Annotated in this window: 22 protein-coding genes; 7 read left to right on the top strand and 15 right to left on the bottom strand. The window is 67.6% G+C overall.

The window, feature by feature from the left end:
• Positions 1-15 precede the first annotated feature (15 nt).
• The 3 genes from ACGLYG10_RS07860 (at position 16) to ACGLYG10_RS07850 (ending at position 3,898) form a co-directional block, all read left to right on the top strand.
• Positions 16-894 carry a MurR/RpiR family transcriptional regulator gene (locus ACGLYG10_RS07860; protein WP_073330124.1) on the top strand — a complete coding sequence of 293 codons (879 nt, stop codon included), beginning with the start codon at positions 16-18 and terminating at the stop codon, positions 892-894.
• 101 nt (positions 895-995) lie between these two features.
• Entirely contained in the window at positions 996-2,468 is a 1,473-nt protein-coding gene (locus tag ACGLYG10_RS07855; RefSeq protein WP_073330121.1) for a glycoside hydrolase family 1 protein, read from the top strand.
• Positions 2,468-3,898, top strand: a complete 1,431-nt coding sequence (locus ACGLYG10_RS07850) for a PTS transporter subunit EIIC (protein ID WP_073330118.1) — start codon at positions 2,468-2,470, stop codon at positions 3,896-3,898. The genes ACGLYG10_RS07855 and ACGLYG10_RS07850 overlap by 1 nt, the downstream gene beginning before the upstream one ends.
• Before the next feature lie 71 nt (positions 3,899-3,969).
• Here the strand turns inward: ACGLYG10_RS07850 and ACGLYG10_RS07845 are convergent, their stop codons facing one another.
• The 7 genes from ACGLYG10_RS07845 to ACGLYG10_RS07815 all read right to left on the bottom strand — a co-directional run bounded on the left by ACGLYG10_RS07845 (position 3,970) and on the right by ACGLYG10_RS07815 (position 10,877).
• Positions 3,970-6,192 (bottom strand): FtsX-like permease family protein, encoded by a 2,223-nt coding sequence (locus ACGLYG10_RS07845; protein ID WP_073330115.1) that lies wholly within the window; start codon positions 6,190-6,192, stop codon positions 3,970-3,972.
• Entirely contained in the window at positions 6,189-6,977 is a 789-nt protein-coding gene (locus ACGLYG10_RS07840) for an ABC transporter ATP-binding protein (RefSeq protein ID WP_073330112.1), read from the bottom strand. Before ACGLYG10_RS07840 ends, ACGLYG10_RS07845 begins: the two co-directional genes overlap by 4 nt.
• Complete coding sequence (locus ACGLYG10_RS07835) at positions 6,974-7,498, bottom strand: PadR family transcriptional regulator (protein WP_073330109.1); 525 nt, start codon at positions 7,496-7,498, stop codon at positions 6,974-6,976. The genes ACGLYG10_RS07840 and ACGLYG10_RS07835 overlap by 4 nt, the downstream gene beginning before the upstream one ends.
• A gap of 258 nt (positions 7,499-7,756) precedes the next feature.
• Complete coding sequence (locus ACGLYG10_RS16845) at positions 7,757-8,326, bottom strand: zinc transporter (protein ID WP_170866414.1); 570 nt, start codon at positions 8,324-8,326, stop codon at positions 7,757-7,759.
• Positions 8,327-8,598: 272 nt separating this feature from the next.
• A complete protein-coding gene (locus tag ACGLYG10_RS16840; protein WP_073330106.1) occupies positions 8,599-9,297 on the bottom strand; it encodes a DUF6318 family protein in 699 nt (232 codons plus the stop codon).
• A 252-nt stretch (positions 9,298-9,549) separates the two neighbouring features.
• Positions 9,550-10,056: a pentapeptide repeat-containing protein gene (locus ACGLYG10_RS07820; protein WP_244542621.1), complete on the bottom strand. Its 507-nt coding sequence runs from the start codon at positions 10,054-10,056 to the stop codon at positions 9,550-9,552.
• A 158-nt stretch (positions 10,057-10,214) separates the two neighbouring features.
• Positions 10,215-10,877 carry an ATP-binding protein gene (locus ACGLYG10_RS07815; protein ID WP_073330100.1) on the bottom strand — a complete coding sequence of 221 codons (663 nt, stop codon included), beginning with the start codon at positions 10,875-10,877 and terminating at the stop codon, positions 10,215-10,217.
• A 285-nt stretch (positions 10,878-11,162) separates the two neighbouring features.
• Between ACGLYG10_RS07815 and ACGLYG10_RS07810 the strand changes: the two genes are divergently transcribed.
• The 4 genes from ACGLYG10_RS07810 (at position 11,163) to ACGLYG10_RS07795 (ending at position 14,589) form a co-directional block, all read left to right on the top strand.
• Positions 11,163-12,284: an ROK family protein gene (locus tag ACGLYG10_RS07810; RefSeq protein WP_159097618.1), complete on the top strand. Its 1,122-nt coding sequence runs from the start codon at positions 11,163-11,165 to the stop codon at positions 12,282-12,284.
• Positions 12,285-12,350: 66 nt separating this feature from the next.
• The gene (locus ACGLYG10_RS16235; protein ID WP_073330094.1) at positions 12,351-12,842 is read left to right on the top strand and encodes a PTS sugar transporter subunit IIA; all 492 of its coding nucleotides are present in this window, start codon (positions 12,351-12,353) and stop codon (positions 12,840-12,842) included.
• On the top strand, positions 12,839-13,111 hold the full coding sequence (locus ACGLYG10_RS16230; protein ID WP_073330091.1) for a PTS sugar transporter subunit IIB: 273 nt from the start codon (positions 12,839-12,841) through the stop codon (positions 13,109-13,111). The genes ACGLYG10_RS16235 and ACGLYG10_RS16230 overlap by 4 nt, the downstream gene beginning before the upstream one ends.
• Positions 13,108-14,589, top strand: coding sequence for a PTS ascorbate transporter subunit IIC (locus ACGLYG10_RS07795; protein ID WP_073330088.1), 1,482 nt, complete (start codon positions 13,108-13,110; stop codon positions 14,587-14,589). The genes ACGLYG10_RS16230 and ACGLYG10_RS07795 overlap by 4 nt, the downstream gene beginning before the upstream one ends.
• 171 nt (positions 14,590-14,760) lie before the next feature.
• Here the strand turns inward: ACGLYG10_RS07795 and ACGLYG10_RS07790 are convergent, their stop codons facing one another.
• The 8 genes from ACGLYG10_RS07790 to ACGLYG10_RS07755 all read right to left on the bottom strand — a co-directional run bounded on the left by ACGLYG10_RS07790 (position 14,761) and on the right by ACGLYG10_RS07755 (position 24,676).
• On the bottom strand, positions 14,761-16,203 hold the full coding sequence (locus tag ACGLYG10_RS07790; RefSeq protein ID WP_073330085.1) for a mannitol dehydrogenase family protein: 1,443 nt from the start codon (positions 16,201-16,203) through the stop codon (positions 14,761-14,763).
• Between the two features lie 124 nt (positions 16,204-16,327).
• A complete protein-coding gene (locus ACGLYG10_RS07785) occupies positions 16,328-17,644 on the bottom strand; it encodes an RbtT/DalT/CsbX family MFS transporter (RefSeq protein ID WP_083565749.1) in 1,317 nt (438 codons plus the stop codon).
• A gap of 280 nt (positions 17,645-17,924) precedes the next feature.
• Complete coding sequence (locus ACGLYG10_RS07780) at positions 17,925-18,722, bottom strand: DeoR/GlpR family DNA-binding transcription regulator (protein WP_073330082.1); 798 nt, start codon at positions 18,720-18,722, stop codon at positions 17,925-17,927.
• A gap of 60 nt (positions 18,723-18,782) precedes the next feature.
• Positions 18,783-19,436 carry a LutC/YkgG family protein gene (locus ACGLYG10_RS07775; protein WP_073330079.1) on the bottom strand — a complete coding sequence of 218 codons (654 nt, stop codon included), beginning with the start codon at positions 19,434-19,436 and terminating at the stop codon, positions 18,783-18,785.
• Positions 19,436-21,025, bottom strand: coding sequence for a LutB/LldF family L-lactate oxidation iron-sulfur protein (locus ACGLYG10_RS07770; RefSeq protein ID WP_073330076.1), 1,590 nt, complete (start codon positions 21,023-21,025; stop codon positions 19,436-19,438). The genes ACGLYG10_RS07775 and ACGLYG10_RS07770 overlap by 1 nt, the downstream gene beginning before the upstream one ends.
• Complete coding sequence (locus ACGLYG10_RS07765; protein ID WP_073330073.1) at positions 21,025-21,825, bottom strand: (Fe-S)-binding protein; 801 nt, start codon at positions 21,823-21,825, stop codon at positions 21,025-21,027. The genes ACGLYG10_RS07770 and ACGLYG10_RS07765 overlap by 1 nt, the downstream gene beginning before the upstream one ends.
• A gap of 555 nt (positions 21,826-22,380) precedes the next feature.
• Positions 22,381-22,902, bottom strand: coding sequence for a hypothetical protein (locus ACGLYG10_RS07760; RefSeq protein ID WP_073330070.1), 522 nt, complete (start codon positions 22,900-22,902; stop codon positions 22,381-22,383).
• Between the two features lie 97 nt (positions 22,903-22,999).
• Positions 23,000-24,676 (bottom strand): L-lactate permease, encoded by a 1,677-nt coding sequence (locus ACGLYG10_RS07755; RefSeq protein ID WP_073330067.1) that lies wholly within the window; start codon positions 24,674-24,676, stop codon positions 23,000-23,002.
• Between the last annotated feature and the right edge of the window lie 262 nt (positions 24,677-24,938).

Here is a 24,938-nt window from a genome sequence, read left to right as displayed (position 1 = left end):
GGGCGGGAGGAAGATGTGCTGACGGTAGATCGTCCCGAATACGGGGATCACTTCTCGCTCAAGCACTTCAGCCTGCTCAACGCGCTGCTTGGCGCCTTCAATGCGTCCGAGGTGGGTTCGCCCGGCTATGTGTTGTCCAAATACCTGCTGGAGCACTTCGATGACCTGCCCCGTCTGAACGTTTACGAGGTCGCCGAGGAGTGCGCCATCTCGCGGTCGAGCATCCGCCGCTTCTGCCAGGCGATCGGCTTCGAGACCTTCACGGGGGTCAAGGCGGCCGCCTATGAATGGCAGCTGCACTGGCGGTACTTCGTCGACTACGCGAACGAGCCTGGATTCGATGCCTACCTGTCGGCTCACATCATCCGCATGCTCTCTGAAATTCGTGACGTCGCCGCCTCCCGGAGTGTGCGGGAGTTCGTGGAGGATCTGCACCGGGCGCGCGAGGTGGCGTGCCTTGCCTCCGACTTCTCATCCATGAGTGTGCGGGAGTTCCAGCAGGCGATGCTCTACGGCGGCAAGCTTCTGCACGTCCTGACCGAGGGCTCCGGGGATCCCGTGGTGTTGGACGGCCTATGCCGGGAGGACCTCGTCGTGGTCGTGTCGGTGACGGGCAACTACGCCAAGGCCGCTTCTAAACAACTGCGAACGTTACGTGCACGCACCGTTGTACTGACCACCAACCGCTCGGCGGAGCTGCACCGCTTATTCGACCGGGTCATCTACCTCAGTCGCGAGGATCTCCAAGGACGCAGAAGCGTGTACTCAAAGTACGGGGTGAGTGTGTTCTTCGATCTGGTCTACAGCCAGTACACGCGACGCTATCTCGCCTCGGAGCCGGTTCGGCGCTCGCTCGAACCCGGTTGGCATCCCGATGACGGTGTGCTGGACTGATCGCTTCGACGCTTGGGTTCAGAATATGAACCCCGTGGCCGGGCGGGCCGCTTCTAACTTTGAAGTACCACCACGCTGGTGCACTTCAAAGGAGATGGCATATGCACTACGACTGGAATCCTCGCTTTCCCGAGGGCTTCTTATTCGGCGCCTCCAGTGCCGCCTGGCAGGTTGAGGGCGCGACCACCGAGGACGGTCGCACTCCGGCGATCATCGACCTCAACTCGCAGAAGAAGGCCCCGTTCGTCGACAACAAGTTCACCGCGGACCACTACCACCGTTATGCCGAGGACGTCGCGCTCATGAAGGAGTGCGGTCTGACCAGCTACCGCTTTTCGATCGCCTGGCCGCGGATCATCCCGGCCGCCGACGGCGCTGTGAATCCCGACGGCATCGCCTTCTACAACGGCCTCATCGACGAGCTGTTGGCGGCTGGCATCACTCCAATCGTCACCCTGTACCACTACGACATGCCGGTTTGGGTCGAAGAGGAGCTGGGCGGCTGGCGGTCTCGAGACGTCATCCCAGCCTTCGAACACTACGTGCGTACCTGCTTCGAAGCCTTCGGTGATCGTGTCAAGTACTGGCTCAGTATCAACGAGCAGAACATGCAGATCTGCTACGGCGACTGGCTGGGCGTATCCAAGGGCGTCGAGGACTGGTTCCGTGACAAATGGAAGATCAACCACATCATGAACCTCTGCCACGCCGTGGCGGTCAATCTCTGTCATGAGCTCGTGGCCGGAGGCAAGATCGGCCCGGTTCCCGGGTATGTGCCGATCTACCCCGAGACCTGCCGCCCCGAGGACCAGATCGCCGCAATGAACGCGGAGGAGTTCACCGAGAAGATCTGGTGCGACACCTACGCCTACGGAGACTACTCGCCCTTCTTGTACAACTATTGGCGTAACCACGGCATCGACCCGGATATCCGGCCGGGCGACATCGAGACGATGAAACGGGCGAAGAGCGACTTCCTCGCAGTCAACTGCTACCGGTCCAATACCGCCAGGCACGCCCCGGCCGACGCCGAGGCGCAGGACTACCTGTTGAACGCGTCCGGTAATAAGGGGGAGCTCACTTTCCCGGTGGTTCCCGGCCAGTACGCGCTCACCCGCAACCCCTACGTCGAGTACACCGATTGGGACTGGGAGATCGACCCGGTTGCGATGCGCTACGCCCTGCGCTACCTCTGGGACCACTATCGGCTGCCGATGGTTATCACCGAGAACGGTTTCGGCGCCCACGAGTCCAAGAGTTCCGACGGGAAGGTCCATGACCCGCAGCGCCTGAACTACATCCGAGACAACCTCTACCAGATCGGCTTGGCCATCGAGGACGGCGTGGAAGTCTTCGGCTACAACGCGTGGACCTTCACCGATCTGCTTTCCACCGGCAATGGAATGGCGAAGCGGTACGGCTTCGTTTTCATCGACACGACCGACGAGGAGCAGAAGGCGACAGACGACGTCTCCACCTTGGCCCTGACCCGCATTCCCAAGGACTCCTTCTACTGGTACCAGTCATTCATCGCCTCCGGGGCGACGCAGTGGGGTAAGGAGATGAGCAACTGATGGGGATCAAGGAAGACCGTATTGCGCTCAGCCGGGACCTGATTGAATACATGGGCGGCGAGGCAAATATCTTGGCGGCGGCTCACTGCTACACGCGTCTGCGCCTGACGGCAAGAGATCCGTCGAAGATCGATGAGGCCGCTATTTCTGGCCGTGACGGGGTGCTGGGGCTGGTCAAGCGCAACGGCCAGTATCAGATCGTGATCGGCCCGGATGCGACGGATCTGTACCACGAGTTCGTGCAGCTCGGCGACTTCGAATCCGCCGGCGGCGTTGTCGACGAACAGGCCGCGGCGGAGGACGCCCAGCACTCCGCGGGGAGCGTCGAGGCGGGGGAGCAGGGACGGCGCGGCTGGATGACCGCCGTCCTGGACTTCATCGGGGGTACGTTCTCGCCGGTCATCCCAGTGCTGATTGCGGGCGGCCTGACCGGGGCCGTGCTGACGGTGCTGACGAACTTCTTCCACGTCGCCGACACCTCCGGCACCTACCAGGTGTTCTACGCCGTCAACCAGGCCGCCTTCTACTTCCTGCCCGTGTTCATCGGTTTCAGCGCGGCACGAAAGCTGAATGTGGATGGCTACCTGGGTGCCTTCCTCGGCACGGTACTGCTGTATGAGACGATCAACGGGGCGGAGGGGCTGACCTTCGTGGGACTCCCGGTAGCCCAGGTCACCTACAACACCACGGTGTTCCCGATCATTCTGGGCGTGCTGTTCATGAGCCTGGTGTACCGCGGATTTGGGCGCATTCTGCCCGGGGCACTGCGCGCGGTGTTCCTGCCGTTGTTGACCATGCTGGTGACGGTCCCGGTGACGCTGCTGGCGCTGGGACCGATAGGCAACGTGCTCGGCGGCTGGCTGGCGAGTGGGGTCACGACGGTGTACGACGCCGCACCGCCGCTGGCCGTGCTCGTCATCGGGGCGACGACGCCATTCCTGGTGTTCTTCGGCATGAACAACGCTCTGTATCCGGTCGTCTTTGCCCTCCTGGCAGAAGTGGGCGGCGATCCACTGGTGATGGCCGGGATGCTGGCGGCGAACGTGTCCGTGGGTGCCGCCTGCCTCGCCGTGGGACTCAGATCCCGGGAGGTGAAGACGAAGTCCGTGGCGATCTCCGCCGGCATCACCGGCCTGCTGGGCATCACCGAACCCGGCGTCTACGGCGTGCTGTTCCCGCTGCGCCGCCCGTTGATCGCCGCCGTCATCGGCGGTGGCGGCGGAGGGCTGCTGGCCGGTCTGCTGGGCACCACCCAGTACGTCATCGCCAGCCCGAGCTTCGCCTCACTGCCCGCCTACATCCCCGCCGACGGCTCAATGTCGAACTTCTACGGGGCGATCGGGGTGGCAGTCTTCTCGGTGGTGGTCGCCTTCACCGCGGCATGGCTGCTCGGAACCGGGGAGAAGGCACGGGCTCCGCAGGCGGGATGAGCGCCGACATCATCGACGACGGCGCCGGAGCCACCCACCACGGGCGGGCTCCGGCGCCGTCGGGCCCGGCCCTATTCGAACCGGACCGTCGCGGAGGCGACCATCCGGGCCGCCGCCCGCGTGCTCGCCAACACGGCGACGCCGACCAGCGCCAGGCATGCGCCGAGCACCACGTAGTAGGAGCCCGCAGGCCAGCCGACTCCCCGCGACGAGGTACCGACGATGACGACCCACGCCGTGTACACCGCCGCGCCAATGCTCAAAGCCAGCACGGTGACCACGGGAAGCAGCATCTCCCAGGCGACCGCATGCCGCAGCGTCCGCTGGGGCATCCCCACCAGGCGCAGCAGGGACAGCACCCGGCGCCGCGCCAGTAGAGAGGAGACGGTGGATACCGCCAGCGCCGCCGCCGACACCCCCGCGGCGATGAGGATGCCGATATAGCCCAGGGCCGCGAACTGGTTCTCCAACGCGGAGGCGGAGGTGACCACATTGTCGACGCGTGAGATCGGGTATTGGTTGATCACTCCCGGTGCCGAGTTCACCATGGCGGTGCGGGCGCGCTCCACCGAGGCCGCTTCGCCGTCGGTCGCGACCAGCAGCATGGCTGCGGCATCGGCCTCGGGAGCGGTATACGGCCGCGGATCGGCGGCCTCGTTGAGGAGCCAGTCCCACCCGACGCTGACCCACTCAGAGTCCTCGACCGCCCCCGGGGAATCGGCGTCGAAAGCGCCCAGGGCGCGGGCGTCCTCCGTCCGCAGCGCCAGCCGCATGGAGGCGTCCTCGGAATCGCCCGATGCGTCGGGGGCGACGGCTACGGCAGTCACGCCCTCGACCTGCGCGATACGGTTCGCCACCTGCTCGAGCTCGGTCGCGGCGTCGAGCTCGGGCAGCGTGTACAGCGTCGTCGGCGCCAGGTAGCCGCGGCCCTGGTGCAGCTCCGGGATGCCGGCCGCGGCGGTGATGGCGACTGCGAACAAAGTCACCGCGTACACGGCGACGACGAGGCCGCCGACGGCGCGGAAGGTCGCCCGGGGATGCTGGACCATCCTGCCCAGGCCGATCACCTGCGCCGCATTGCGGGCGCGGCGTTGCGCCAGGCGAGCAGCCCATGAGGTCAGCAGGGGGCCGGCCCACAGCAGTCCCAGCATGGTCAGCACGAATGAGGCCACCAGCAGTTGGCCAGTGGGCATGGCGGCGGCCCACCCCGAGCCGGATTCGACGGTGCTGGTGAGAATGCGCACCGTCGTCAGTCCCGCCAGGCCCAGCAGCAGGGGCAGGAGGGAGCGCAGCCGCGGCGGGCGTTCGCGGCGCTCGCGGGAGGCGCCCAAGGGGCCGACGTCGGCCCGCAGCGTCGTCCACCAGGTCACCGCCGCCGCCATCAGGGGGACGGCGACGACGGTCGCGCCGATGACTCCCGGCGAGGTCAGCAGATCGCGTGGGAAGAAGGTCGAGGAGCCGATCTCAAGGCGCGCCGCCAGCGGGATGAGGAGGAGGTACAGGACGACGCCGAGCATTGCTCCCAGCAGGGCCGTCACGGCGGTCTCCGCCGCGGCAATCCGCGCCACCCGCCCGGGAGTGGCGCCGATCAGACGTAGGGTGGCGAAGCGCTCGGCGCGTTGTGCCGCGCCGAGACCGGTGACGATGGCGATCAGCAGCAGCACCGGAATGAGCACGGCGATCGCCCCGATGAGGGCAACGATCCGGTACGCCGCGGAGGCGTAGTCGTAGCCGATGAACTCGGTGACCACTTGTGGATCGCTCATACCCTCCCACTCCAGCACGCGTGACTGTTCCACCCCGAGCACCAGCACCAGGGAGTCCGGCCCCTCGATGGCGTCGTCGGACAGGACTCCCACGCGCTCGCCGTAGCGCTCGCCCAGCTGGTCGGCGGGCACGGCATCGATGAGTTCGGCAAGGGCGGGGGAGGAGAGATACTGGCCCGGGCGGGGGACGACGTCGGAGCCGGGGATCCGCACCCGGGTGTCCGGTGTGGTGGCGACCATCAGGATGGTGATCAGGCGATCCTCGTAATGGTCGGTGGCTGATACGGCGGCGGCCGTCTCCGGCGTTAAGACTGTGTCCTCCTCAAGTTGCTGCATCACCCCCGGGTTTGTCAGCATCAGTTCGGTCCAGGTGGAGCGCTCGGAGCGCTGCCCGAAGGCCTGGGCGGCGGCGGCCAGCAGCAGGAAGAGTGCGACGCCGATCATGACGCCCGCCGTAATACCCGCAAGACGGCGGCGAGCGACGCGGTCTCCGGCCACGACCAGGCGGGCAAGGGGGAGCGTGCTCATCGTGTCTGCTCCTCGCCGTCGGGCCGGGCTGCGGCGAGCAGGCCGTTGTTGAGGCTGACGCGCCCGTCGCGGATGATCACCTCGCGGTCGGCGTAGGCGGCGATGCGGGCGTCGTGAGTGACGATCACCAGGGCGGAGTGCGCCGCACGCGCGGCCTTGAGTAGGGCGCCCATTGTCTGTTCGGCGGCCAGGGAGTCCAGGGAACCGGTGGGCTCGTCGGCGAACAGGATGCGCGGCGAGGTGACCAGGGCGCGGGCGACCGCGACGCGTTGGGCCTGCCCGCCCGAGAGCTGGGTGGGCAGTTTGCGTTCGTGGTCGCCCAGGTCGAGGGCCGCCAGTTGGGCGTGGGCGCGTGTAAGGGCCTCCCGGCGCGAGGCGCCCGCCAGCAGCAGTGGCAGTGTCACGTTGTCCAGCGCCGACAGGTCCGGCAGGAGCTGACCGAACTGGAAGATGAAGCCGAACTCCGCCAGGCGCAGGCGGGCGCGGTCGGCCTCATTCAGGGCGGCGACGTCGCGGCCGCCGTAGAGCACGCTGCCGGCGTCGGGCGTCAGCACTCCCGCCAGCACGTGCAGGAGCGTGGACTTGCCCGAGCCGGAGGGGCCGGTGATGGCCAGGACCTCGTCCGTGGCGATGTCGAGGTCTATGCCGCGCAGTGCGCGGGTGGCGCCGAAGGCGAGTTTCAGTCCGCGCGCCCGCACGATCACCTCGGGTGCCGAGGCGGGGGAGGGCGTGGGTGAAGCGGCTGGGGCGGCCGAAGCATTCGGGGCGGAGGGTGTGGTGCTCATGCCCGGACCTCCCGGCGCAGCTCGTTCAAGCGGGCGGCGGTCAGGTCGATCCAGCGCAGGTCCGCCTCCAGGTGGAACAGGGCGTGGTCGGCAATGAGGATCGTGTGCAGGTCGGCCCCCTCCTTGCGGCGGGTGAGCTCCCGCATGCGCTGGGTGTGGGCGGCGCGTTGCAGGTCCAGGAGGTGCTCGGCGTCGTCGTCGAGCAGGATGGCGATGATGGTCTTGGCGAACAGGTCGGCCTGGATGGAGTCGGAGGGGACCTCGGGGCTGCGAATCCACTCCTCCACGGCGGCGCGCCCGGTTTCGGTGATCTCGTAGCGCTTGCGTTCCGGGCCGGCGCCGGTTTCGGCCCCGAGCTGGACGATGAGGCCGTCGCGCAACAGGCGGGCGAGGGTGGCGTAGACCTGGCCGAAGGCGAGAGGCTTGGTGCCGGCGAACCAGCGGTCCCAGTGCGTCTTGAGGTCGTATCCGTAGCCGGGGCCGGTGCTGAGCAGCCCGAGGAGCGTGAGGCGTGTGTCCATGAGCCGGACTATACACGCGAGGTATACCTGTGGTGTGTAGATGGGGTGTGGATCGGTTGGACGCTCACTAGCTGGAACTCGGTTGGGCAAAGTGTCCGGAATCGGCATGAACGTCCGCGGATGGCCGTCCCGCGTCTTGCGGATCGCCGAAATTACGCGGTTTTCCTGCCCAGCGACTCAAGTCCGGGTGGCGTTTGTGCCGTTCTTGGACAGTTTCGGCGGCTGGGCTGCCAGGTTCGAGTGGCGGTGTTGGTGTGTTTAGTGTCCTTGTTGGGTTTCGGCTTGGTCGGTGAGGTAGGTGGTGGTGCGGACGATGTTGTAGGCGGTGGTGGTGTTGGTGGTGGTGATGGTGCCGACTACGGGGGTGGTGGTGCCGCCGGTGGGGGTGTAGGTGGCTTGCCAGGTGGTGGTCAGGGTGGTGGTTACGCCTTGGGCGGTGGTGGTGTATTGGTGGGTGACGGTTTGGTTTGGCCAGGGGGCTCCGGGGTCGGTGGTGGTTGTGGTGGTGTTGTCGCCCCAGTTCCAGGTGTAGGTGGTGGGGGTGGCGTGGATGGTGACCTCGGTGCCGGCGATGGTGGTTGTGAGGGTTTGGGTGTCGGGGTTGGTGTAGACGATGAAGTCTTTGGTCAGTAGTACTTCCGGGCCTGGGGGTTGGCGGGTGATACCGGACCCGTCGGCTAGGAGGGTGGACACGTCGGTGGCGGTGACGGTAATTGCCACCATGGTGCCGTCCGCTGCTTGGGCGGTGGTTGTGGGGGCGGCGTCTGTGTCGCAGTCGGCGGGGTTGAGGAGGAAGGACCCCACACCGGTATTCACGCTGGTTCTCATGCCAATGCAGGCTAGGTAGCGTAGTTGGGCAACTTGGGCGGCATGCTCATTGAATACGCCGCCGCCGACAGCGGTGTTCGCTGCGGCCGGCCCGCCCGGCGCAAACGAGAGAACCTGACGAGACGTGCTGCCAGTCACCACCACAGAACTACCGTAGCCGTGAGCGTCGTATTCATCTCCTGTCTGACTACTTGCCGTAGCCGTGGGGACTGAAAAGTACAACACCAACATTGCCGCGGCGGTCCCGAAGATAAGAGGTGACATGTGTGGTTTCATTCAGTTCCCTCCTCGCCCTCTACCTGAACTATTTCGACAGTCCAGTCAGCGCCTGTCCAATATGTTTGGAGTAGAAGGGTGTGTTCTGCTCCCTCGATTTCACGTGTTGATTGGTCCCCCAGGTGCGACGCATGAGCACCTGTGACGACGTTGGCTCGTATGACGTAGCGGTTGGGGTCGGTGTCGTCCACCCAGTACTCCAGGGGTGTGATCTCCTGCTCCCACGGATCCGTCCAACCACCCGCATCATGCATTTCGGATGCCTCAGCTCCGACTCCGTTGCAGAATTCGCAGTTGTCGTCGCTCATGCCCTCGAACGCAACCAGGTCGCCGGTGGCGTAAACGTAAGGAACTAGCTCGAGGAAGTATGTGGCTGCGGTGGCTGCGCCTTCGGGGGTGAACTCCGGGGTGTAGGGGGCGGGTGGTTCCATGGCCAGGGCGGTGGCCCGGGCGGCGGCGTCCTCGGGCGAGAGTGTGGGCGTGGCGCTAGCGCTGGCGGTGGCGGGTGGGGTCCAGGTGGGGGTGTAGGTGGTGCGGTTAGTGGCGTTTGAGCAGCCTGCACCCAGGACGGTGAGGCAGATGGCCAGCGCCGCTGCTTGGCGTGCTCGGTGCGCTGGTGTCGGGGTGTGTGAGTGTGCGGCAGTACGCGCCTGGTGGCATGGGCTGACGTGCGGCGTGGTGGCGGGTGTGGGCATGTTGGGGTGGCCTCCTCGTTGAGGGCCCGGGTGGGGTGTCGGCGGCGTGCCGATGCTCCGCAACCGTACCGTGACCCTCACCGTTGTCGCCACCCGGCCCGTGGCCCCTGTGGATAACCCCAGGGCCGGGGCGGTCGGCGGAGCCGGCGGGCCGCCGGGACATACCTTCCGCCGGTCGGGGAACGTCACCGGCACCGGTCTCGGCGAAGCGGAGGAATGGGGAGAGAGCTAGAAAGGCGCGGGAGCCGGCCGCTAGATGATTCTTAGGCCCGCATGTGCGGCGAGCGCGGGCGCTAGCTCCACGAGTTGGTCGGCGCCCACCCACGCTCCTCGCAGGCCCGCGGCGTCGTCGATCTGCTCGAGTTGAAGTCCCCGCAGGTCCACGTCTTTGAGTCGGCTCTCCCGGATCCGCAACTCGCCGACGCGGCAGTCGTCAAAAGCCACTCGGTTGAGCGTGGCGGCGGTCAGGTCGAGCGTGTCCACCGTGCAACCGCGTAGGCGCACATCCAGCAGATTGGCCCGCCCCAGCCCCAGGAAGCCGATGCGGCAGTCCTCGACCAGCACGCTGCGCCACTGCGTATCGTGGCATTCGCAGGCTCCGACCCGTGAGAACTCCCAGGAGACCTCTCTCCACACCGACCGCTGTGCGTGCAGCTCGGAGGCCGTCAGCCCGTCCACACGCGACTCCGCCAGGCGGAACTCCTCAAGGTGGGCGCGGTCTGCCCGCACATCCTCCAGGACGCACTCAACCAGCTCCAACCCGCGCAGATCCACCCCAGAGATGTCGACACCGCTTATCCGGGCTAGGTCAACGTACCCTCCCGCACGCAGGACGACGGCGCCGGCGGACTCAAGGTCCCGCGGTCGGATCGGTTTCGCGCGGGGCGGCCGGGGGAGATGCCTGTCGGACACGGGGCTCAGGCGGCGTCGTCGGCCCGGGACTGCTGGACGTCGGCGCTGAGGTATTCAGTGATGATCGCCTCGCATTCGGCGCGATCGACCGGGCGGCACCCCTTCGCCACCCAGCCGGCGATCTTGGCGGGTTCCTCTCGTGTCAGCCGCAGTCCGCGGCGCAGCAGCACATGAATGGGCTTGCGATGCTCGGCCAGGTCCCGGCGCAGTCGGAACCACCAGGTCTGCAGGCGCGGGCGCCGCAGCACGAGCGCGTCGGCGAGCACGCCGGCCTCCCGGCAACGGTCAACGAGCTCCGCGGCGAACACGCCCTCCGCGACGTATACCGGCAGGGCGTCCACGTCGAGGGTGGTGTAGTCGACGGTGGCGTTGTCCCGGATCGAGTACACGGGCACAGTCGTCGAGCCCGTGGCACACAGTTCCAGAATCGCCGTCATGGCCCGGTCGGCGTCCCAGGAGGCCGGGTTGTCCCAGTCTATGGCGCTCATGGCCTCGGCCCGACTGACACCGTCGGCGCCTGAGAACGTGCCGTCAAGCAGAGGCATGCCCGGCTCATCGCCGTCGCGATAGAAGTCGTCCAGTTTGAGGCGGTGTGCGCCGCACCGACGTAGCAGGGAGGTCTTACCGGAGCCGGACGGGCCGGCAAGCAGGATGACGCGGGTGCTCACGGGACCCAAGGCTATCCTGCCGGGCGGGTGCAGGCGGAAACGACGGCGTTGTCGGCAGACGCAAATGCAGATCGGAGTGGGCGGATCGGGGCAAGCGAGCGTGCGATTCGAACGTGCGATCTCTGTCCCGGGGGCTGCCGTCGAAAGCGGCGAATTGGGTACTATCGCCGTGAGGGGCAAACATGAGGCGGCGTCATGGGGAACGTGCGAGAGGCTGAGGCCAGTGAACTCCTCGGGCTGATCCGGCGCGGAGAGGCGACCACTCGGTCCGAGCTTCAGGATCGTATGCAGCTTTCACGAGTCACGTTGGGCAAGCGGCTTGACGTGCTGCTGCGCTCGGGGCTGGTGGACGAGGCCGGGCAGGACGCCTCGACCGGTGGCAGGCCGCGCACGGTATTCCGAATTCGCCCCGGCTGCGGCGTGCTGCTGGCCGTCGACATCGGCAGCTCACGCACCAACCTGGCGGTGACGGACTTCGCCGGGACGATCCTGGTACGCGATGACCGGCTACTGGACCTCTCTGGCGGTCCTGGCACGGTGCTCCCCTGGGTCCGCCGTCGTTTGAAGGCAATGCTCAAGGAGATCGGCGCCGCCGACAGCGTCCTCGGTGTGGGAGTCTGTGTTCCCGGTCCGGTCGATCCCGTCTCACGGCGCCTGGTCCACCCGGCGCTCATGCCTGGATGGCACGGGGTCGATCTTGCCGCGGAGTTGAAAGAGGATTTCGACGGCGTCCCGGTGGCCGTGGGCAGTGACGTGCAGGTGACCGCACTCGGCGAGTACCGGATGCACTGGTCCAACCCCGACGGCATCATCCTGGTTAAGGCGGGTGAGGGAATCGCCGCGGCCGCCGTGATCAATGGCGTCGTGCGCACGGGCGCCACTGGGGCGGCCGGAGAGATCGGGCACATGCGGATTTCGGAGGGGCGGCAGTGCCGCTGCGGGCGATTCGGGTGCTTGGAATCGGTCGCCGGCGGCTGGGCCCTGCGGGAGCGCCTGAGCGAGGCCGGCTGGACGGTCGGCAGTAGTGAAGAACTGGCCGACCTGGCGCTGCGCGGGGATTCGCTGAGTATCGAGCTGCTCGAGCTTTCGGCGCGACTCGTGGGCCGTGCGCTCGCGCCGGTCATTGCGGTTCTCAATCCCTCCGCGGTGGTGGTCGCCGGCGCCCTCGCCGACGGCGGAGCGGTGTTCCTGGACCCGTTGCGCGCCGCCTTGGAAGCCGTCGGGCCCCAGGAGGCGACTCGGCCGCTCGTCGTCGCGTCGGCGCAGTTGGGGGCCGACGCCGGCGTGGTCGGGGCGGCGCTGTTGGCTCAGGATCTGCTGACGGCCCCCGCGCATCTGGACATGCTGCTGACCCGAGTGACCTCACGGCGCCCAGACCAGGACAGTTTTGTAAAGCTCTTTACGTAACGGGTTGTGGCCGGTATCGTCGTGTCCACCGGAACCCACCGGCACACATGACGAGAAGAGGCAACGATGGCTGTTCTCACTCTGTCCACCGCTTTACCGGATACGTCCTTCCGACTCGACGTCGACGCGACCGACTGGCGTGATGCGCTTCGGCTGGCAGGGGAGGGACTTACCGCTTCCGGGGCGGCGACACCCGAATACACCGAGGAGATGATCGCGGCCGTGGAGGAGCACGGCCCCTACATCGTCATCGCCCCCGGTCTCGCCCTGGCGCACTCGCGGCCCTCCCCGGCGGTGCTGCACACCGGCATGAGCTGGGTGCGGCTGACACACCCCGTCGACTTCGGCAGCCCGAACGATCCGGTGCGCCACATCATCGGGCTGGCAGCCAAGGACGAGCGGGAGCACCTGGACGTCATGGCCGCCCTCGCCCGCGCCCTGTCCGACCCTGTCGCTCGCACCGAGTTGGACCGTGCACCCACTCCCGCGGCGCTCCGCGCACTGCTCGACCCGAACTCAACCGACACCACCACCTCTACCGGATTGGAAGAAGAATGAACATCACCTGCGTCTGCGGCATGGGCATCGGCACCTCGATGCTGCTGAAGATGAACGTCGAGCAGGCCGCGGCCTCGCTCGGCCTTGACGCGGAGGTCAGCACCTCCGACATCGGCACCGCCAAGGGGGCCGCGCAGAGCGCCGATCTGATCATCACCTCGGCTGAACTCGCCGAGGAGCTCACCGGGCTGTCCACGCCGGTCGCCGTGGTCCACAACTTCACCGACATCTCCGAGATCGAGGCCGCCTTGAAGGAGAAGACTCAGTGAACGCGTTGGTCGCGGTTCTCGATTTCATCAGCCAGGAGATCCTCAACGTCCCCGCCTACCTGATCGGCATCGTCGCCGCCGTCGGCCTGATCGCGCTGCGCAAGTCCGCCGGGCAGGTCATCGGCGGAGGACTCAAGGCGGCAATGGGGTATCTGATTCTCGGTGCCGGCGCCACCGTGGTCACGAGCGCGCTGGCGCCGTTCGGGGACCTGATCTTCACGGTTACCGGCGCCCACGGCGTCGTCCCGACCAACGAGGTCATTACCGCCCAGGCCGCGAGCGAGTATGGGACCACATCCGCCTATCTCATCGTGCTCAGCTTCCTGGTGATGCTGCTGCTGGCCAGATTCACGCCGCTGAAGTACGTGTTCCTTACCGGACACCACATGGTGTTCATGTCGACGCTGCTGGCCGTGGTCCTGTCGGTGGGCTTCGGCCCCGGGCACTCCGCCCTCGTGGTGGTGGTCGGTTCGGTGCTCATGGGCATCATCATGGTGGTGATGCCGGCCTTCGCCCAGCCGTACATGAACCGGGTCACCGGGGATGACAAGCTGGCCGTGGGTCACTTCAACACTGTCGGCTACCTGCTGGCGGGTGCGCTCGGCAGCGCCGTCGGCAAGCGCTCACGCTCCACCGAGGACATGAAGTTCCCGCAGGGCCTGCGCTTCCTACGCGACTCCATGGTCTCAACGACCCTGCTCATGCTGGTCCTGTATCTGGTGTTCGCCATCTGGGGCATGATCGCCGTACCCCGCGAGGAACTCATGACGGTCTTCGAGGGGACGCAGACCTCCGACACCTACGGCTCCTACATCATGGCGGCCTTTGCGCAGGCACTGCAGTTCGGGATCGGCGTCAGCATCATCCTGTACGGGGTGCGCATCATCCTCGGTGAACTGGTACCGGCCTTCCAGGGAATCGCCAACCGGGTGGTGCCCGGCGCCAAGCCCGCGCTCGACATCCCGATCGTCTTCCCCTTCGGCCCCAACGCCTCACTGATCGGCTTCATCGCCTCCTTCCTGGGCGGTCTGGCCTCGCTGGCGCTGATCGCCGTCTGGTTCGGGCCCGCCTGGGGGATGGCGCTCATCCTGCCCGGCATGGTCCCGCACTTCTTCGACGGCGGCGGTGCCGGGGTGTTCGGCAATGCCACCGGCGGGCGCCGGGGCGCGATCCTGGGCGGATTCGTCAACGGCATGCTCATCACCTTCCTGCCGGCCGCGCTGCTGACCGTCATGGGGTCCCTCGGCCTGGCCAACTCCACCTTCGGTGACGCCGACTTCGGCTGGTTCGGCTCGATCGTGGGCGTGCTCAGCCGTTTGGGAGCCGTCGGCGGTTCGCTCACCGCGCTCGGCTTCGGCCTCCTCCTGTTCGCCGTGGCCTGGTGGTACCAGGTACGGCTGGTGAACACCGGCTGGCTGCCCGCATCCGAGCGGGCGGCGCTGCAGGAGGAGAACAAGGCGAAGGCGGCGGCCGCTTGACCGAGGGCGGCTGCCTGAATTCGACGCACACGACGGGCCCGGCGACGGAAGTCGTCGGGCCCGTCATTGCTACTGGTCGCGGTGTGTGGCTTGTGCCGGCCTCGCTAGCCGTCTCGACCGATCTCGGCACGTAACGTCTACCGACCTCGGTGAAGGGGGGCCGGTGATGGCTCAGGCGAGCAGGGCGCGCATGCGGGCGCGGGCACCCTCGCGCTTGAGCGCCGCCAGCTCCTCGATGTAGGCGGTGCGGAAGCGCTCGTCGTCGGCCAGGTCGCCGAAGATCTCCCGGTTGCCGATGAAGCCGAGCTCGTCGCCTGCCTCCTGCTTCTCGGCGAAGGGCCGCAGGTCATCGGCCACCGGGATCGCCTCACCGTTCTCGTCGGTGCCGAGCACCCCCAGCGACCAGGCGGCGCACATGGCCGCGCCCAGGCGGATCGCCCCGCCCGCGGCGAGGTTGTCGCGCACGGTCGGCAGCACGAACTTCGGCATGCCGGAGGGGCCGAACTGCGCCAGCCTCAGCAGCGTGTCCGCGATCGCCTCATTGGTGAAGCGCTCGAAGAGCGTGTCGATGTACTCGTCCAAGTCGATGCCCGGCACCGGCAGCAGCCGCGGCCGCGCCTCGCGCTCCAGGAAGGCACGCACCCAGGCGGCGATGTCGGGGTCGGCGGCGGCCGTGTGCGCGTACTCCATGCCCAGTAGCCGGCCCCAGTGCGCCAGGCCCTGGTGGGAGGCGTTCAGCAGCCGCAGCTTCATCAGCTCATAGGGGACGACGTCGTCGACCATCTGCACCCCGACCTCCTCATAGGGCGGGCGTCCGGCCGGGAAGTCGTCCTCCAGCACCCACTGGGTGAAGGGCTCGGCCACCACCGGCCACGCGTCCTCCACATCCAGTTCGGCGCGCACCTCCTCAATGTCTGCGGGGGTGGTCTGCGGGGTGATGCGGTCGACCATGCAGTTGGGGAAGGCGACGTTGGCGTCGATCCAGTCGGCCAGTTCCGGGTCGGACAGGCGCGCCTGAGAGACGACGGCCGTGCGAGCGATCTTCCCGTTGCCGGGCAGGTTGTCACAGCTCATCACGGTGAAGGGGGCGGTGCCGGCCTCGCGGCGCAGCCGCAGGGCCTCCACGATGTAACCGAAGGAGGTCTCCGGCACGTGGGGGTTGGCGGCGTCGTGGGCGGCGCCGGGCGTGTCGGCCCGAAAGACGCCGGTGGCGTCGTCGATGTTGTAGCCGCCCTCGGTGACGGTCAGGGAGACGATGCGCGTGGTGGGGGCCGTCATCACCTCCAGCACGCCGGCGCGGTCCTCGGGAGCGAAGCGGTAGTCGCAGATGGAGCCGATGATCGCGGGCTCGTGGTGACCGTCGGGGTGCTTGAGAGTCAGGCTGTACAGGAAGTCCTGCCCCGTCAGGGCGTCGCGCATGCGGGCGTCCTGGGGCAGCAGGCCCACTCCGCAGATGCCCCAGTCCAGGGCCTTGCCCTCGCGCATGAGCCGGTCGAGGTACATGGCCTGGTGGGCGCGGTGGAAGCCGCCCACACCCATGTGGACGATGCCGGTGGTAATGGCGGAGCGGTCGTAGCTGGGGGCGAGCGGAGAGGCGGCGAGTGTGGTGGTCATGGTGTTGACATCCTTGTCTTGAGTCGGGTTCAGCGGTGTGGAAGTGGGTGGGGTTTGCGGCCGGCGTCGAGCCGGGGTGCCGTATGCGCCCCGGGCGGGTGACGGCGGCTTCGCTGGTGCGGGATCAGGCGGTGACCGCCTCCTTTTGCTCGTCGGCGTCCTCATCACTGAAGGTATCGAGGATGCGGGCGTTGCCGGGCAGTTTCAGGGCGAAGCACAGGAAGAAGGAGATGACGTAGATGCCGGCCAGCGCCATGGCCACCCACAGGTAGCCGGAGGCGGTGGTCTCGTCGCCCATCAGCAGGGTGACGATGGCCGGGCCCACGAAGGCGCCCAGGCCGGCGCCCAGGTTCAGGATCGCCAACGCGTTGCCGGTCTCGCCGTGGGCGTGGGCGGTGATCAACGGCGTGGTGGGCACGTGTGCGCTGAGCCCGATGCCGACGGCGGAGGTGCCCAGGGCGATCAGGAAGAAGTTCGGGCCCGCGACGATCGGGATCAGGTAGATGTAGGCCAGCGCCGCCGCCGTGATGGGGGTGGCGAACCACTGCAGGGTATTGCGCCAGCCGAGCTTGTCGCCGATCACGCCCCAGAAGACGTCGCCGAGGATGGCCACGAAGCCGAAGATGGAGAACTCCAGGATCGCCTGGGACTCGGGCATGCCGTAGACCTTGTGCAGGTAGACCACGTAGTAGGCCTGCATGCCGTACTGGCCGGACAGGTTGATGACCTTCACGATGCCACCTATGGAGACCTTCGGGTAGCGCCACAGCACGGAGACCGCCGAACCGACGGACTCGGCCACCGACTTGCCGCGGGTCTGCGCCGAGGAGGGGTGCAGCCGCAGGAACAGCATGCCGATAGTGCCGCCGACCGCCGCCAGTACCCAGCCGAGCCACAGGGTGGGGATGTGGCCGATGTGGGGCAGCAGCAGGCTGGACAGGTAGGAGCCGAGCAGCTGCATGCCCAGGCTGAAGGCGAACCAGAACCAGCCGGAGACCGAGGACTGGCGCGCCGGCGGGGTGACGATCATGGTCCAGGTCAGGAACCCGTAGGCGAACATGGGGTAGCCGAAGCCGCGCAGCCCGTAGAACAGCAGCAGCAGCGGCAGATTGTGGCTGGGCAGCCCCACCGAGATGAACAGTGCGTCGCACACCAGGAATGACACCAGGCCGATCAGCATCACCCGGCGGCAGCCGATCGCATCGCACAGGGCGCCGGAGAGGAAGGCCGCGATGGCCACGACCACCCCGTAGGAGGTGACGATCATCGAGGCCTGGGAGACGGCGAAGCCGACCTCGTCGCTGGACAGGTAGTTGGTGATCCAGACGGCCTCAATGCCGTCGCCGATCACGAAGATGATGACCGCCAGGAACCCCGTGGCGAGGTTGGTGGGGAATCCGGTTTTCTGTATGGCTGCAATGAACCTGTTGGAACTGGGCATCGTTGCTCGATCACCTTTGGTCGCTGGTCAGGGCCGGCGTCCTTCGCCGGTGAACCCAGTCTGCGGTCCCCGAGTGACCGTCTTGCTGACCGGTTGACCGCCCGCGGGCGACCGATATTGAGCCCCGTTGGCCTTGGAACGGTGCGGTCGCAGGTGACCGGTTGGGGCGGGCGGTGACCGGTCAGGGCCGGAGGCGTGACCGCTTCGGCACCCGGCCCGACGGCGGCGGCGCGCTTGGGCGCGGCCTCTCCCGGCCGGCGGGCCCGCCCGCCTCGCGCGCTCAGACCCGCTCGACCTGTGGGCCCAGGCCGCCGAGTCTGCGCGCCGTCGCGGAGCGCAGCTCCCGGCCGGTGATGATGCGCTCCAGGGACCGCACATGGACGAAGCGCACGAAGGTGGAATGCCCGAACTTGGAGTGATTGCCAACGAATATCGCGCGGCGGGCAACGGCGAGCGCCGTCTCCTTGACCGCGGCGACCGCCGGGTCCGGGGCGGTCAGCCAGCCGTCGTCGGTCACCCCGTTGGCGCCGATGAAGGCGAGGTCCGGCTCCATACGCTCCAGCATGGTGGTGGCCCAGTGATCAACGGCGCCCAGGGTCTTCGGCCGTACCCGGCCGCCGACGGCGATTACGGTGTAGCGCGGCCGCTCGGCCAGCTCGATCGCCGTCGGCAGGGAGGTGGTCACCACGGTGAGCTCGCGGTCGGCGGGCAGGGCGCGCCCCACCAGCAGCGGCTGGTTGCCCTCGTCGAGGAAGACCGTCTCCGCGTCACCCAGGCACGCGGCGGCCGCCCGGGCGATGCGGTCCTTCTCGGCGACGTTGTGGCTGGAGCGGAACGCCTGCGTGGTCTCGTAGGCGGCGGACTCGGCGGCCGTGACCCGGCCGTAGGAGCGGATGATGCGGCCGCTCGTCTCCAACTGACGCAGGTCGCGGCGGATGGTCTCCACAGACACGCCGAACCGCTCCGGCAGGGCGGCCACCTCTGTTTCCCCGCGCTCACGCAGGTAGCGGATGAGCGCCTCCCGTCGCGACCGAGTGTCCGAGCGCGCCGGGAGTGGATCAGGGGTGCCGTTGTTCATGCGAGCCTCGTTGCCGTCAGGTACCGGCCGCCAGTGCCGCCCCGATAGGCGGCACTGGTCTCAGTGGGCGATGACCACGCCCAGGTTGCGCGGGCCATGCACGCCGTTGACACGCACCAGCTCAATGTCGGAAGTCGCCGAGGGGCCGGCGATCCAGGTCATCGGGCGGGTGGGGTGCCGGCCGAGCACGTCGACGGCCTGCGGCACGGTCGGCATGATCATCTCGCGTTCCAGCACGATCACGTGCTTGTCCGGCACGAGGGTGATGGCGCGCCGGCCCTGATCGGGTTCTCCGTCCAGGCAGATCGTCCCGGACAGGGACACGCCCACCCGGGAGCAGGTGACGACGGCGTCGATCTCGTTGAGTTCGAGCGTGGGGATCTGCTGCTCGCGGGAGTCCTCCACCACTTTGCGTCCGTTGCGGGCGGCCGCTTCCTTGTACGCGGCGGGCAGCCCGGCGGGGACGACGACGGTCCTCGCCTCTCCGAGCAGCTCGTCGATACCGTCCAGGATGGCGGCGTCCTTCGAGGCCTGTACCACCTTCGCGGAGTAGTCCTCGAGCTTCTCGATCATGTCCGTCACCACCGGCTCCGAGCCGGGGGCATCGGCGCCGACACGAATGTAGTCACGCGGGATCTCGCGCACCGGGCGGCCCTGCTGAGAGCGGGAGATGGCCTCGCGGGCACGGGCGAGAATGGCGGTCTTGGCATCCATCAGCGGTTCTCCTCGGTGGCGGCGGGCTGGGCGGCGTCGACGGCGTCGGTGGCCGGGCGGGCCGGGGTGACGCCATCTGGATGGGTGCGCTTCCACCAGTGCCGCAACGACTCCTTGGGGGCGATCGGCAGGTCGCGCGAGCGCGTCCACAGGGAGGCGGGGAAGGGCAGGGCTCCGATGCGCCCGTCATGCCCGATCAGCCGGGTGGCCTTGACCCCCTCGGTGGCCGCCAGCCAGGCCTTGCCATTGGACATGATCGGGGTGGTGGCGTTCATGGCCACGTCCCACATGTCCGGCACCAGGCGGCGCTTGACGTCCACGCTGCGGGCCCGCAGGTGAATCAGGATGGTGGGGATGTCGATCTTGACCGGGCACACCTCCCCGCAGGCCCCGCACAGGGAGGAGGCGAAGGGCAGGGTGTGGACCGGATCGTCGTCGTCGAGCCCCTGCGTGAGCTGGGGGGTGAGGATCGAGCCGATCGGACCGGGGTAGACCGAGCCGTAGGCGTGCCCGCCGGTGTGCTGGTAGACGGGGCAGATGTTCATGCACGAGCCGCAGCGGATGCAGGCCAGGGCCTGCCGACCGATCGGGTCGGTGAGCACCTTGGTGCGGCCGTTGTCCATGAGGATCAGGTGGAACTCCTGCGGGCCGTCGCCGGGAGTGACGCCCGTCCACATGGAGGTGTAGGGGTTCATGCGCTCGCCGGTCGCGGAGCGGGGCAGCAGCTGGGTGAAGATCTCCACGTCCTGGAAGCGGGGGACCAGTTTCTCAATGCCCATCAGCGTGATCAGCGTGTCCGGCAGGGTCAGGCACATGCGGCCGTTGCCCTCGGACTCGAAGATGGAGACGGTGCCGGTCTCGGCCACGCCCATGTTGGTGCCGGAGACGGCCACCTTGGCGTGCAGGAACTTGCGGCGCAGGTGTGCACGCGCGGCGGCGGTGAGCTCCTGCGGGTTGTCCGAGAGGTTCTCGGGGGCGTCGCCCATGCGGTCCAGGAAGATGCCGCGCACCTCGGAACGGTTGCGGTGGATGGCCGGAACCACGATGTGGGAGGGCATGTCGTCGGCGAGCTGGACGATCATCTCGGCCAGGTCGGTCTCGTGCGCGGTGATGCCCTCGTCCGCCAGGTACTCGTTGAGGTTGGTCTCCTGGGTGGCCATCGACTTGATCTTGACGACGTCGTCCACGCCCTTGGACTTGATGATGTCGGCGACGATCTGGTTGGCCTCGGCGGCGTCGCGGGCCCAGTGGACGATGCCGCCGTTGGCGGTCACATTGGCCTCGAACTGCTCCAACAGTTCCGGTAGACGGGAGGCGACCTCGAACTTGACGGCCTCCGCCGCGTTGCGCAGGTCCTCCCAGTCGGGCATCTCGTCCACGCGCATTTGCCGCTTGTTGCGGATGGTGCGGGTGGCGTGGCCCAGGTTGCGGCGCATCTGGGTGTTGGCGAGGGTCTTGTGGGCGCCCTCGGGGAAGGTGTGGCCCCAGCGCAGCGTGTCCTGCGGGACCGCGACATTGGTGCGCCAGCCACCGGTGTGGGGCTGCTCGTCGGGGGCGGAGGCGGGCATGCCTAGAAACGTCTGGGTCATTACAGTCGCACCTGATCCTTGCTGGGCTGGAAGGAGACGTGGCCCTCGAACGGGGCTTCCTTGGTGGAGGCGAGAATCTCCGCCAGGTGCATGACGCGCACGCCGGAGTTGACGCGGGACAGGGCCCCGCCGATGTTCATGAGGCAGGAGTAGTCGCCGGTGCACAGCACCTCGGCGCCGGTGGACATGACGTTGGCGGCCTTGTCCGCGACCATGGCGGTGGAGGTGTCGGAGTTCTTGATGGAGAAGGTGCCGCCGAAGCCGCAGCACACCTTCTCATCGGGAAGCTCGATGAGGGTCAGGCCCTCGACGGCCCGCAGCAGCCGGTAGGGGCGGTCGCCGACGTGCGCCACCCGCATGGAGTGGCAGGTGGGGTGGTAGGTGACCGTGTGCGGGAAGTAGGCGCCCACGTCCTCCAGGCCGAGTACGTCGACGAGGAACTCGGAGATGTCGTAGGTGTACTTGCTCAGGGCGTCCACCCGCTTGACCAGGGCGGCGTCGCCCACGTGCTCGGCCACGAGCCGCTGTTCGTGCCGGGCGGCGCCCGCGCAGGACCCGGAGGGTACGACGACTGCGTCCCACTCCCCGTCCAGGACCGGCTCGAAGGTCTTGACGTGGTTGGCCACGATGGAGGCGGCCTGCTTGAAGTAACCGGTGTTGGCGTGCATCTGACCACAGCAGGCCTGCCCCTGGGGGAAGACCACCTCGTGGCCGAGGCGCTCGAGAATACTGACGGTGGCCTGTGCGGCCTGAGGGAACATCGTGTCTGCCAGACACGTGGCGAATAGTGCGATGCGCAAGGGATGGGGTCCTTTCCTCCACGGCGGCGTTGGCGTAACCGTGACCAGGTTAGGACGGCGGCGCGGCCGTCTCCACCGGTCGGCGCGAGCACCTTCGAGCTCCCTGGGTGAGGCCTGGAATCTCGGGGGAAAGTGGTGGCGTTTCGGGTCGGCGGGTGGTCGTGTGGGCGCCGCGGCGGGCGCGTTTTGGATCACATTCCGCAAGTCCGGTCTTCGGTTTTCCTCACCTGTTGCCGCGTGCGGCCGACGATGTCGTTGGCTGACTCTTCCGGTTCGAGGGTGCGGGTGTGGGGGCGGGGCGGTTTCCGGGGTGCGCGGCTGTTTGCGGTTGGCCACCTGGCGCCGACGCTTCGGCACTTCCGACGACGCTTCGGCACTTGGCATCAGCGCTTCGTACCCTCCGGCGACGGTTCGTACCCTGGAGTGCCGAACCGTCACCGGAGGGTACGAAGCGTCCACCGGAAGGTACGAAGCGTCGTCCCGCCGCTTAAGGGATCCCTACGGGAATTGCCACCCCGCCACGAGCCCTGCCCCCTTGAGCATGGTGTTACGCCGTCAGGAGTAGTGCCCGGTGCCGACCATGACGACGAGGTTGCGCTCGGTGGACAGTGCCAGCTCATCCACGGTGAACCGCTCCGAGCCTCCCTCGAGGTCGGCGTTCTCGGTGTCGAGAATCCGGTTCGCGTCGGACTCCGGGACGGTGACGAAGGTGCAGTCCTGGGGAACGTATTGGTGCAGGTCGGGGTAGATCGGCGGCAGCAGGTCGGGCGTGGTAGTCGCGGCGTCGCTCAGAGCCTGGCTGGTGGCCCGGTCGACTTCGATGACGGCGTGGAACCAGTAGGGGCGATCGGGCTCCGGCAGCCGGGACTCGCCCTTGTTGACCCGATACTGCCCGACGAAGTGCACGTCCGTGGCACCCATGGCCGGCATGCGGCTGGTGACCGAGTCCAGGGAGGTCTGCACGGTCAGTGGGTCGGGAACGTACTGCGTGAATTCGGCGAAACGTTCGTCCTGCCCATTGCCCTGTTCCTGTGAGGGCGCAGAGGAGCACGCGCCAAGGAGAAGGACTGCGCTCATAGTTATGCAGGCGACTGCCGTGCCGAGGCCCCCGCTTCTCAGGTGCCGACGCGCGCAACGAGTACGACGGTTCGAGGACGTCATGTTTGGCCCGACGTCACGCCGGCATGTAGGCGCCCAGCCAGCCCTGGGAGGCGGCCAGCACCAGGCAGCAAAGCACCAGCAGCAGCCCGATGGAGTAGGGGGCGGCCTTCTTGAGGATCTCCGCGTCGGTGCCGGGGGCGTCCACGGCCGTGGTGACCACCGCCAAGTTCTGCGGGGAGACGATCTTGCCCAGGCCGCCGCCGATGGTGTTGGCGGCCAGCAGAATGCGCGGGTCCAGGTGGGCCTGTGCGGCGGCGGTGGCCTGCAGGTTGGCGAACAGCGCGCCGGCGCTGGTGGCCGAGCCCGCCACCGCCGTGCCGACCCAGCCCAGCACGGGGGACAGGAAGGCGAAGGCCGCGCCGGTGGTGGCCAGGGCGGCGCCCACGGCCGTGGTCTGGCCGGAGAAGTTCATGACGTAGGCCAGGGCCATCACGGAGGCGATGGTCAGGATGGACATGCGCAGCGTGTAGATCGTGCGCGGCAGCACCGCGAACATGGCGCCGATGGAGGTCTGGAAGCGCCCGCCCGAGGAACGGGTGCCGTAGACGATGCACACGATCACCGCCGTGAGCAGGATCCAGGTGCCCGGGTTGGACAGCGTCTGGAGGTTGTAGACCGCGGAGCTGGAGGCCTCGCCGTCGGCGGTGAGCAGGTTGCCGTACACGCCCGGCCAGGGGATCTTGATATCGGTGCCGGACAGGACGGCGGACAGGTCCACGCCGAGCTTCCACAACTTGGTGATGGCGATGATGACCACCACGAGCACGTAGGGCAGCAGCGCCAGGATGACGCGCTCGCGGTCGGGCTTGTCGGCGGCCGCGACCTCGGAGTGGTACTCACCCGGCGTGTTCGGCGTCCAGGCCAGCAGGAACAGGTAGCAGGCGGCGAAGGCGAGCAGCGCGCCCACCACCGAGGTCAGCTCGTAGGAGAGGCTGGGGGTGACGAAATGGCCGATGCCGGCCGCGATGCCGGCCACCAGCGCCAGCGGCCACAGCTGCCGCACCCCGCGGGCGCCGTCGAGGATGAACAGCAGCAGGAAGGGCACCAGCACGCAGATGAGGGAGGTCAGGTGACCCATGTTCTGGGCGACGGAAACCGGATCCTCGCCGCCGAGGTTCCCGGCGGTGGTTGCCGGGATGGACATGGCGCCGAAGCCGACGTAGATGCCGTTGCCCACGATGGTGGTGATCGCGGCCTTGAGCTTGGGCACCCCCAGGGTCACCAGCATGGCGGCGGTGATCGCCACGGGGGCGCCGAAACCGGCCAGCCCCTCCAGCAGGCCGCAGAAGCAGAAGGCGACGATCAGGGCCTGGGCGCGCTGGTCGCCCTTGCCGATGGCGTTGAACACGGCCTTCAGGTCCTGGCTGCGGCCGGAGGTCTCGGTGAGGTTGTACAGCCAGACGGCGGCGATGATGATGTAGATGATCGGCACGAAGCCCATGGCCAGGCCCTGCGTGGCCGACAGCGCCGTCATCCCCACCGGCATGTGGAAGGCGACGACGGCGATCACGGCGGAAAGCACCAGGGAGATGATCGCGCACCAGTGGGTGGCGACCTTGAAGGCGCCCATGAGTACGAAGAACGCGATCAGTGGCAGGAGACCGATGATCGCGGTGAGGAAGACATTGCCACCGACGGCGGTCGTCGAGGGCGTGAAGGCCGTGGCGAGCAGGGATGCTGTAAGTGTCATGAGCTGTTCCGGGCGGGGTGGGCGACGACGGTGTCGAAGTCGGTTGGGATCGTGACGAGGCCGTGCGGCGACGGCGACCATTGAATTATCACATCAATTCGCTCTCGTCACATGAAGCTTGGGAAACCTGATTGGGGAACCTGATGCGGCACCGCCCGCACGGGGCCGGGTTTGTCGGGTAGGCACTGGGGCCCGGCACCATCACGGTGCCGGGCCCCAGCAGGTTTCGGTGTGCGGGTGCTCGGGTTGAGGTCGCGTCAGC

This window comes from Actinomyces glycerinitolerans (genome assembly GCF_900098745.1).
Classification (GTDB): domain Bacteria; phylum Actinomycetota; class Actinomycetes; order Actinomycetales; family Actinomycetaceae; genus Actinomyces; species Actinomyces glycerinitolerans.
This window is presented reverse-complemented; position numbering and strand designations above follow the sequence as displayed.

What these genes read in the sequence shown, in the direction of transcription:
- ACGLYG10_RS07840 (WP_073330112.1), bottom strand. Translation starts at nt 6,977, where the DNA reads ATGAGCACCACACCCTCCGCCCCGAATGCTTCGGCCGCCCCAGCCGCT.
- ACGLYG10_RS16235 (WP_073330094.1), top strand. Translation starts at nt 12,351, where the DNA reads ATGGCTGTTCTCACTCTGTCCACCGCTTTACCGGATACGTCCTTCCGA.
- ACGLYG10_RS07810 (WP_159097618.1), top strand. Translation starts at nt 11,163, where the DNA reads ATGCAGCTTTCACGAGTCACGTTGGGCAAGCGGCTTGACGTGCTGCTG.
- ACGLYG10_RS07760 (WP_073330070.1), bottom strand. Translation starts at nt 22,902, where the DNA reads ATGAGCGCAGTCCTTCTCCTTGGCGCGTGCTCCTCTGCGCCCTCACAG.
- ACGLYG10_RS16840 (WP_073330106.1), bottom strand. Translation starts at nt 9,297, where the DNA reads ATGCCCACACCCGCCACCACGCCGCACGTCAGCCCATGCCACCAGGCG.
- ACGLYG10_RS07775 (WP_073330079.1), bottom strand. Translation starts at nt 19,436, where the DNA reads ATGGATGCCAAGACCGCCATTCTCGCCCGTGCCCGCGAGGCCATCTCC.
- ACGLYG10_RS07835 (WP_073330109.1), bottom strand. Translation starts at nt 7,498, where the DNA reads ATGGACACACGCCTCACGCTCCTCGGGCTGCTCAGCACCGGCCCCGGC.
- ACGLYG10_RS07850 (WP_073330118.1), top strand. Translation starts at nt 2,468, where the DNA reads ATGGGGATCAAGGAAGACCGTATTGCGCTCAGCCGGGACCTGATTGAA.
- ACGLYG10_RS07785 (WP_083565749.1), bottom strand. Translation starts at nt 17,644, where the DNA reads ATGCCCAGTTCCAACAGGTTCATTGCAGCCATACAGAAAACCGGATTC.
- ACGLYG10_RS07790 (WP_073330085.1), bottom strand. Translation starts at nt 16,203, where the DNA reads ATGACCACCACACTCGCCGCCTCTCCGCTCGCCCCCAGCTACGACCGC.
- ACGLYG10_RS07755 (WP_073330067.1), bottom strand. Translation starts at nt 24,676, where the DNA reads ATGACACTTACAGCATCCCTGCTCGCCACGGCCTTCACGCCCTCGACG.
- ACGLYG10_RS16230 (WP_073330091.1), top strand. Translation starts at nt 12,839, where the DNA reads ATGAACATCACCTGCGTCTGCGGCATGGGCATCGGCACCTCGATGCTG.
- ACGLYG10_RS07855 (WP_073330121.1), top strand. Translation starts at nt 996, where the DNA reads ATGCACTACGACTGGAATCCTCGCTTTCCCGAGGGCTTCTTATTCGGC.
- ACGLYG10_RS07770 (WP_073330076.1), bottom strand. Translation starts at nt 21,025, where the DNA reads ATGACCCAGACGTTTCTAGGCATGCCCGCCTCCGCCCCCGACGAGCAG.
- ACGLYG10_RS16845 (WP_170866414.1), bottom strand. Translation starts at nt 8,326, where the DNA reads ATGAGAACCAGCGTGAATACCGGTGTGGGGTCCTTCCTCCTCAACCCC.
- ACGLYG10_RS07780 (WP_073330082.1), bottom strand. Translation starts at nt 18,722, where the DNA reads ATGAACAACGGCACCCCTGATCCACTCCCGGCGCGCTCGGACACTCGG.
- ACGLYG10_RS07845 (WP_073330115.1), bottom strand. Translation starts at nt 6,192, where the DNA reads ATGAGCACGCTCCCCCTTGCCCGCCTGGTCGTGGCCGGAGACCGCGTC.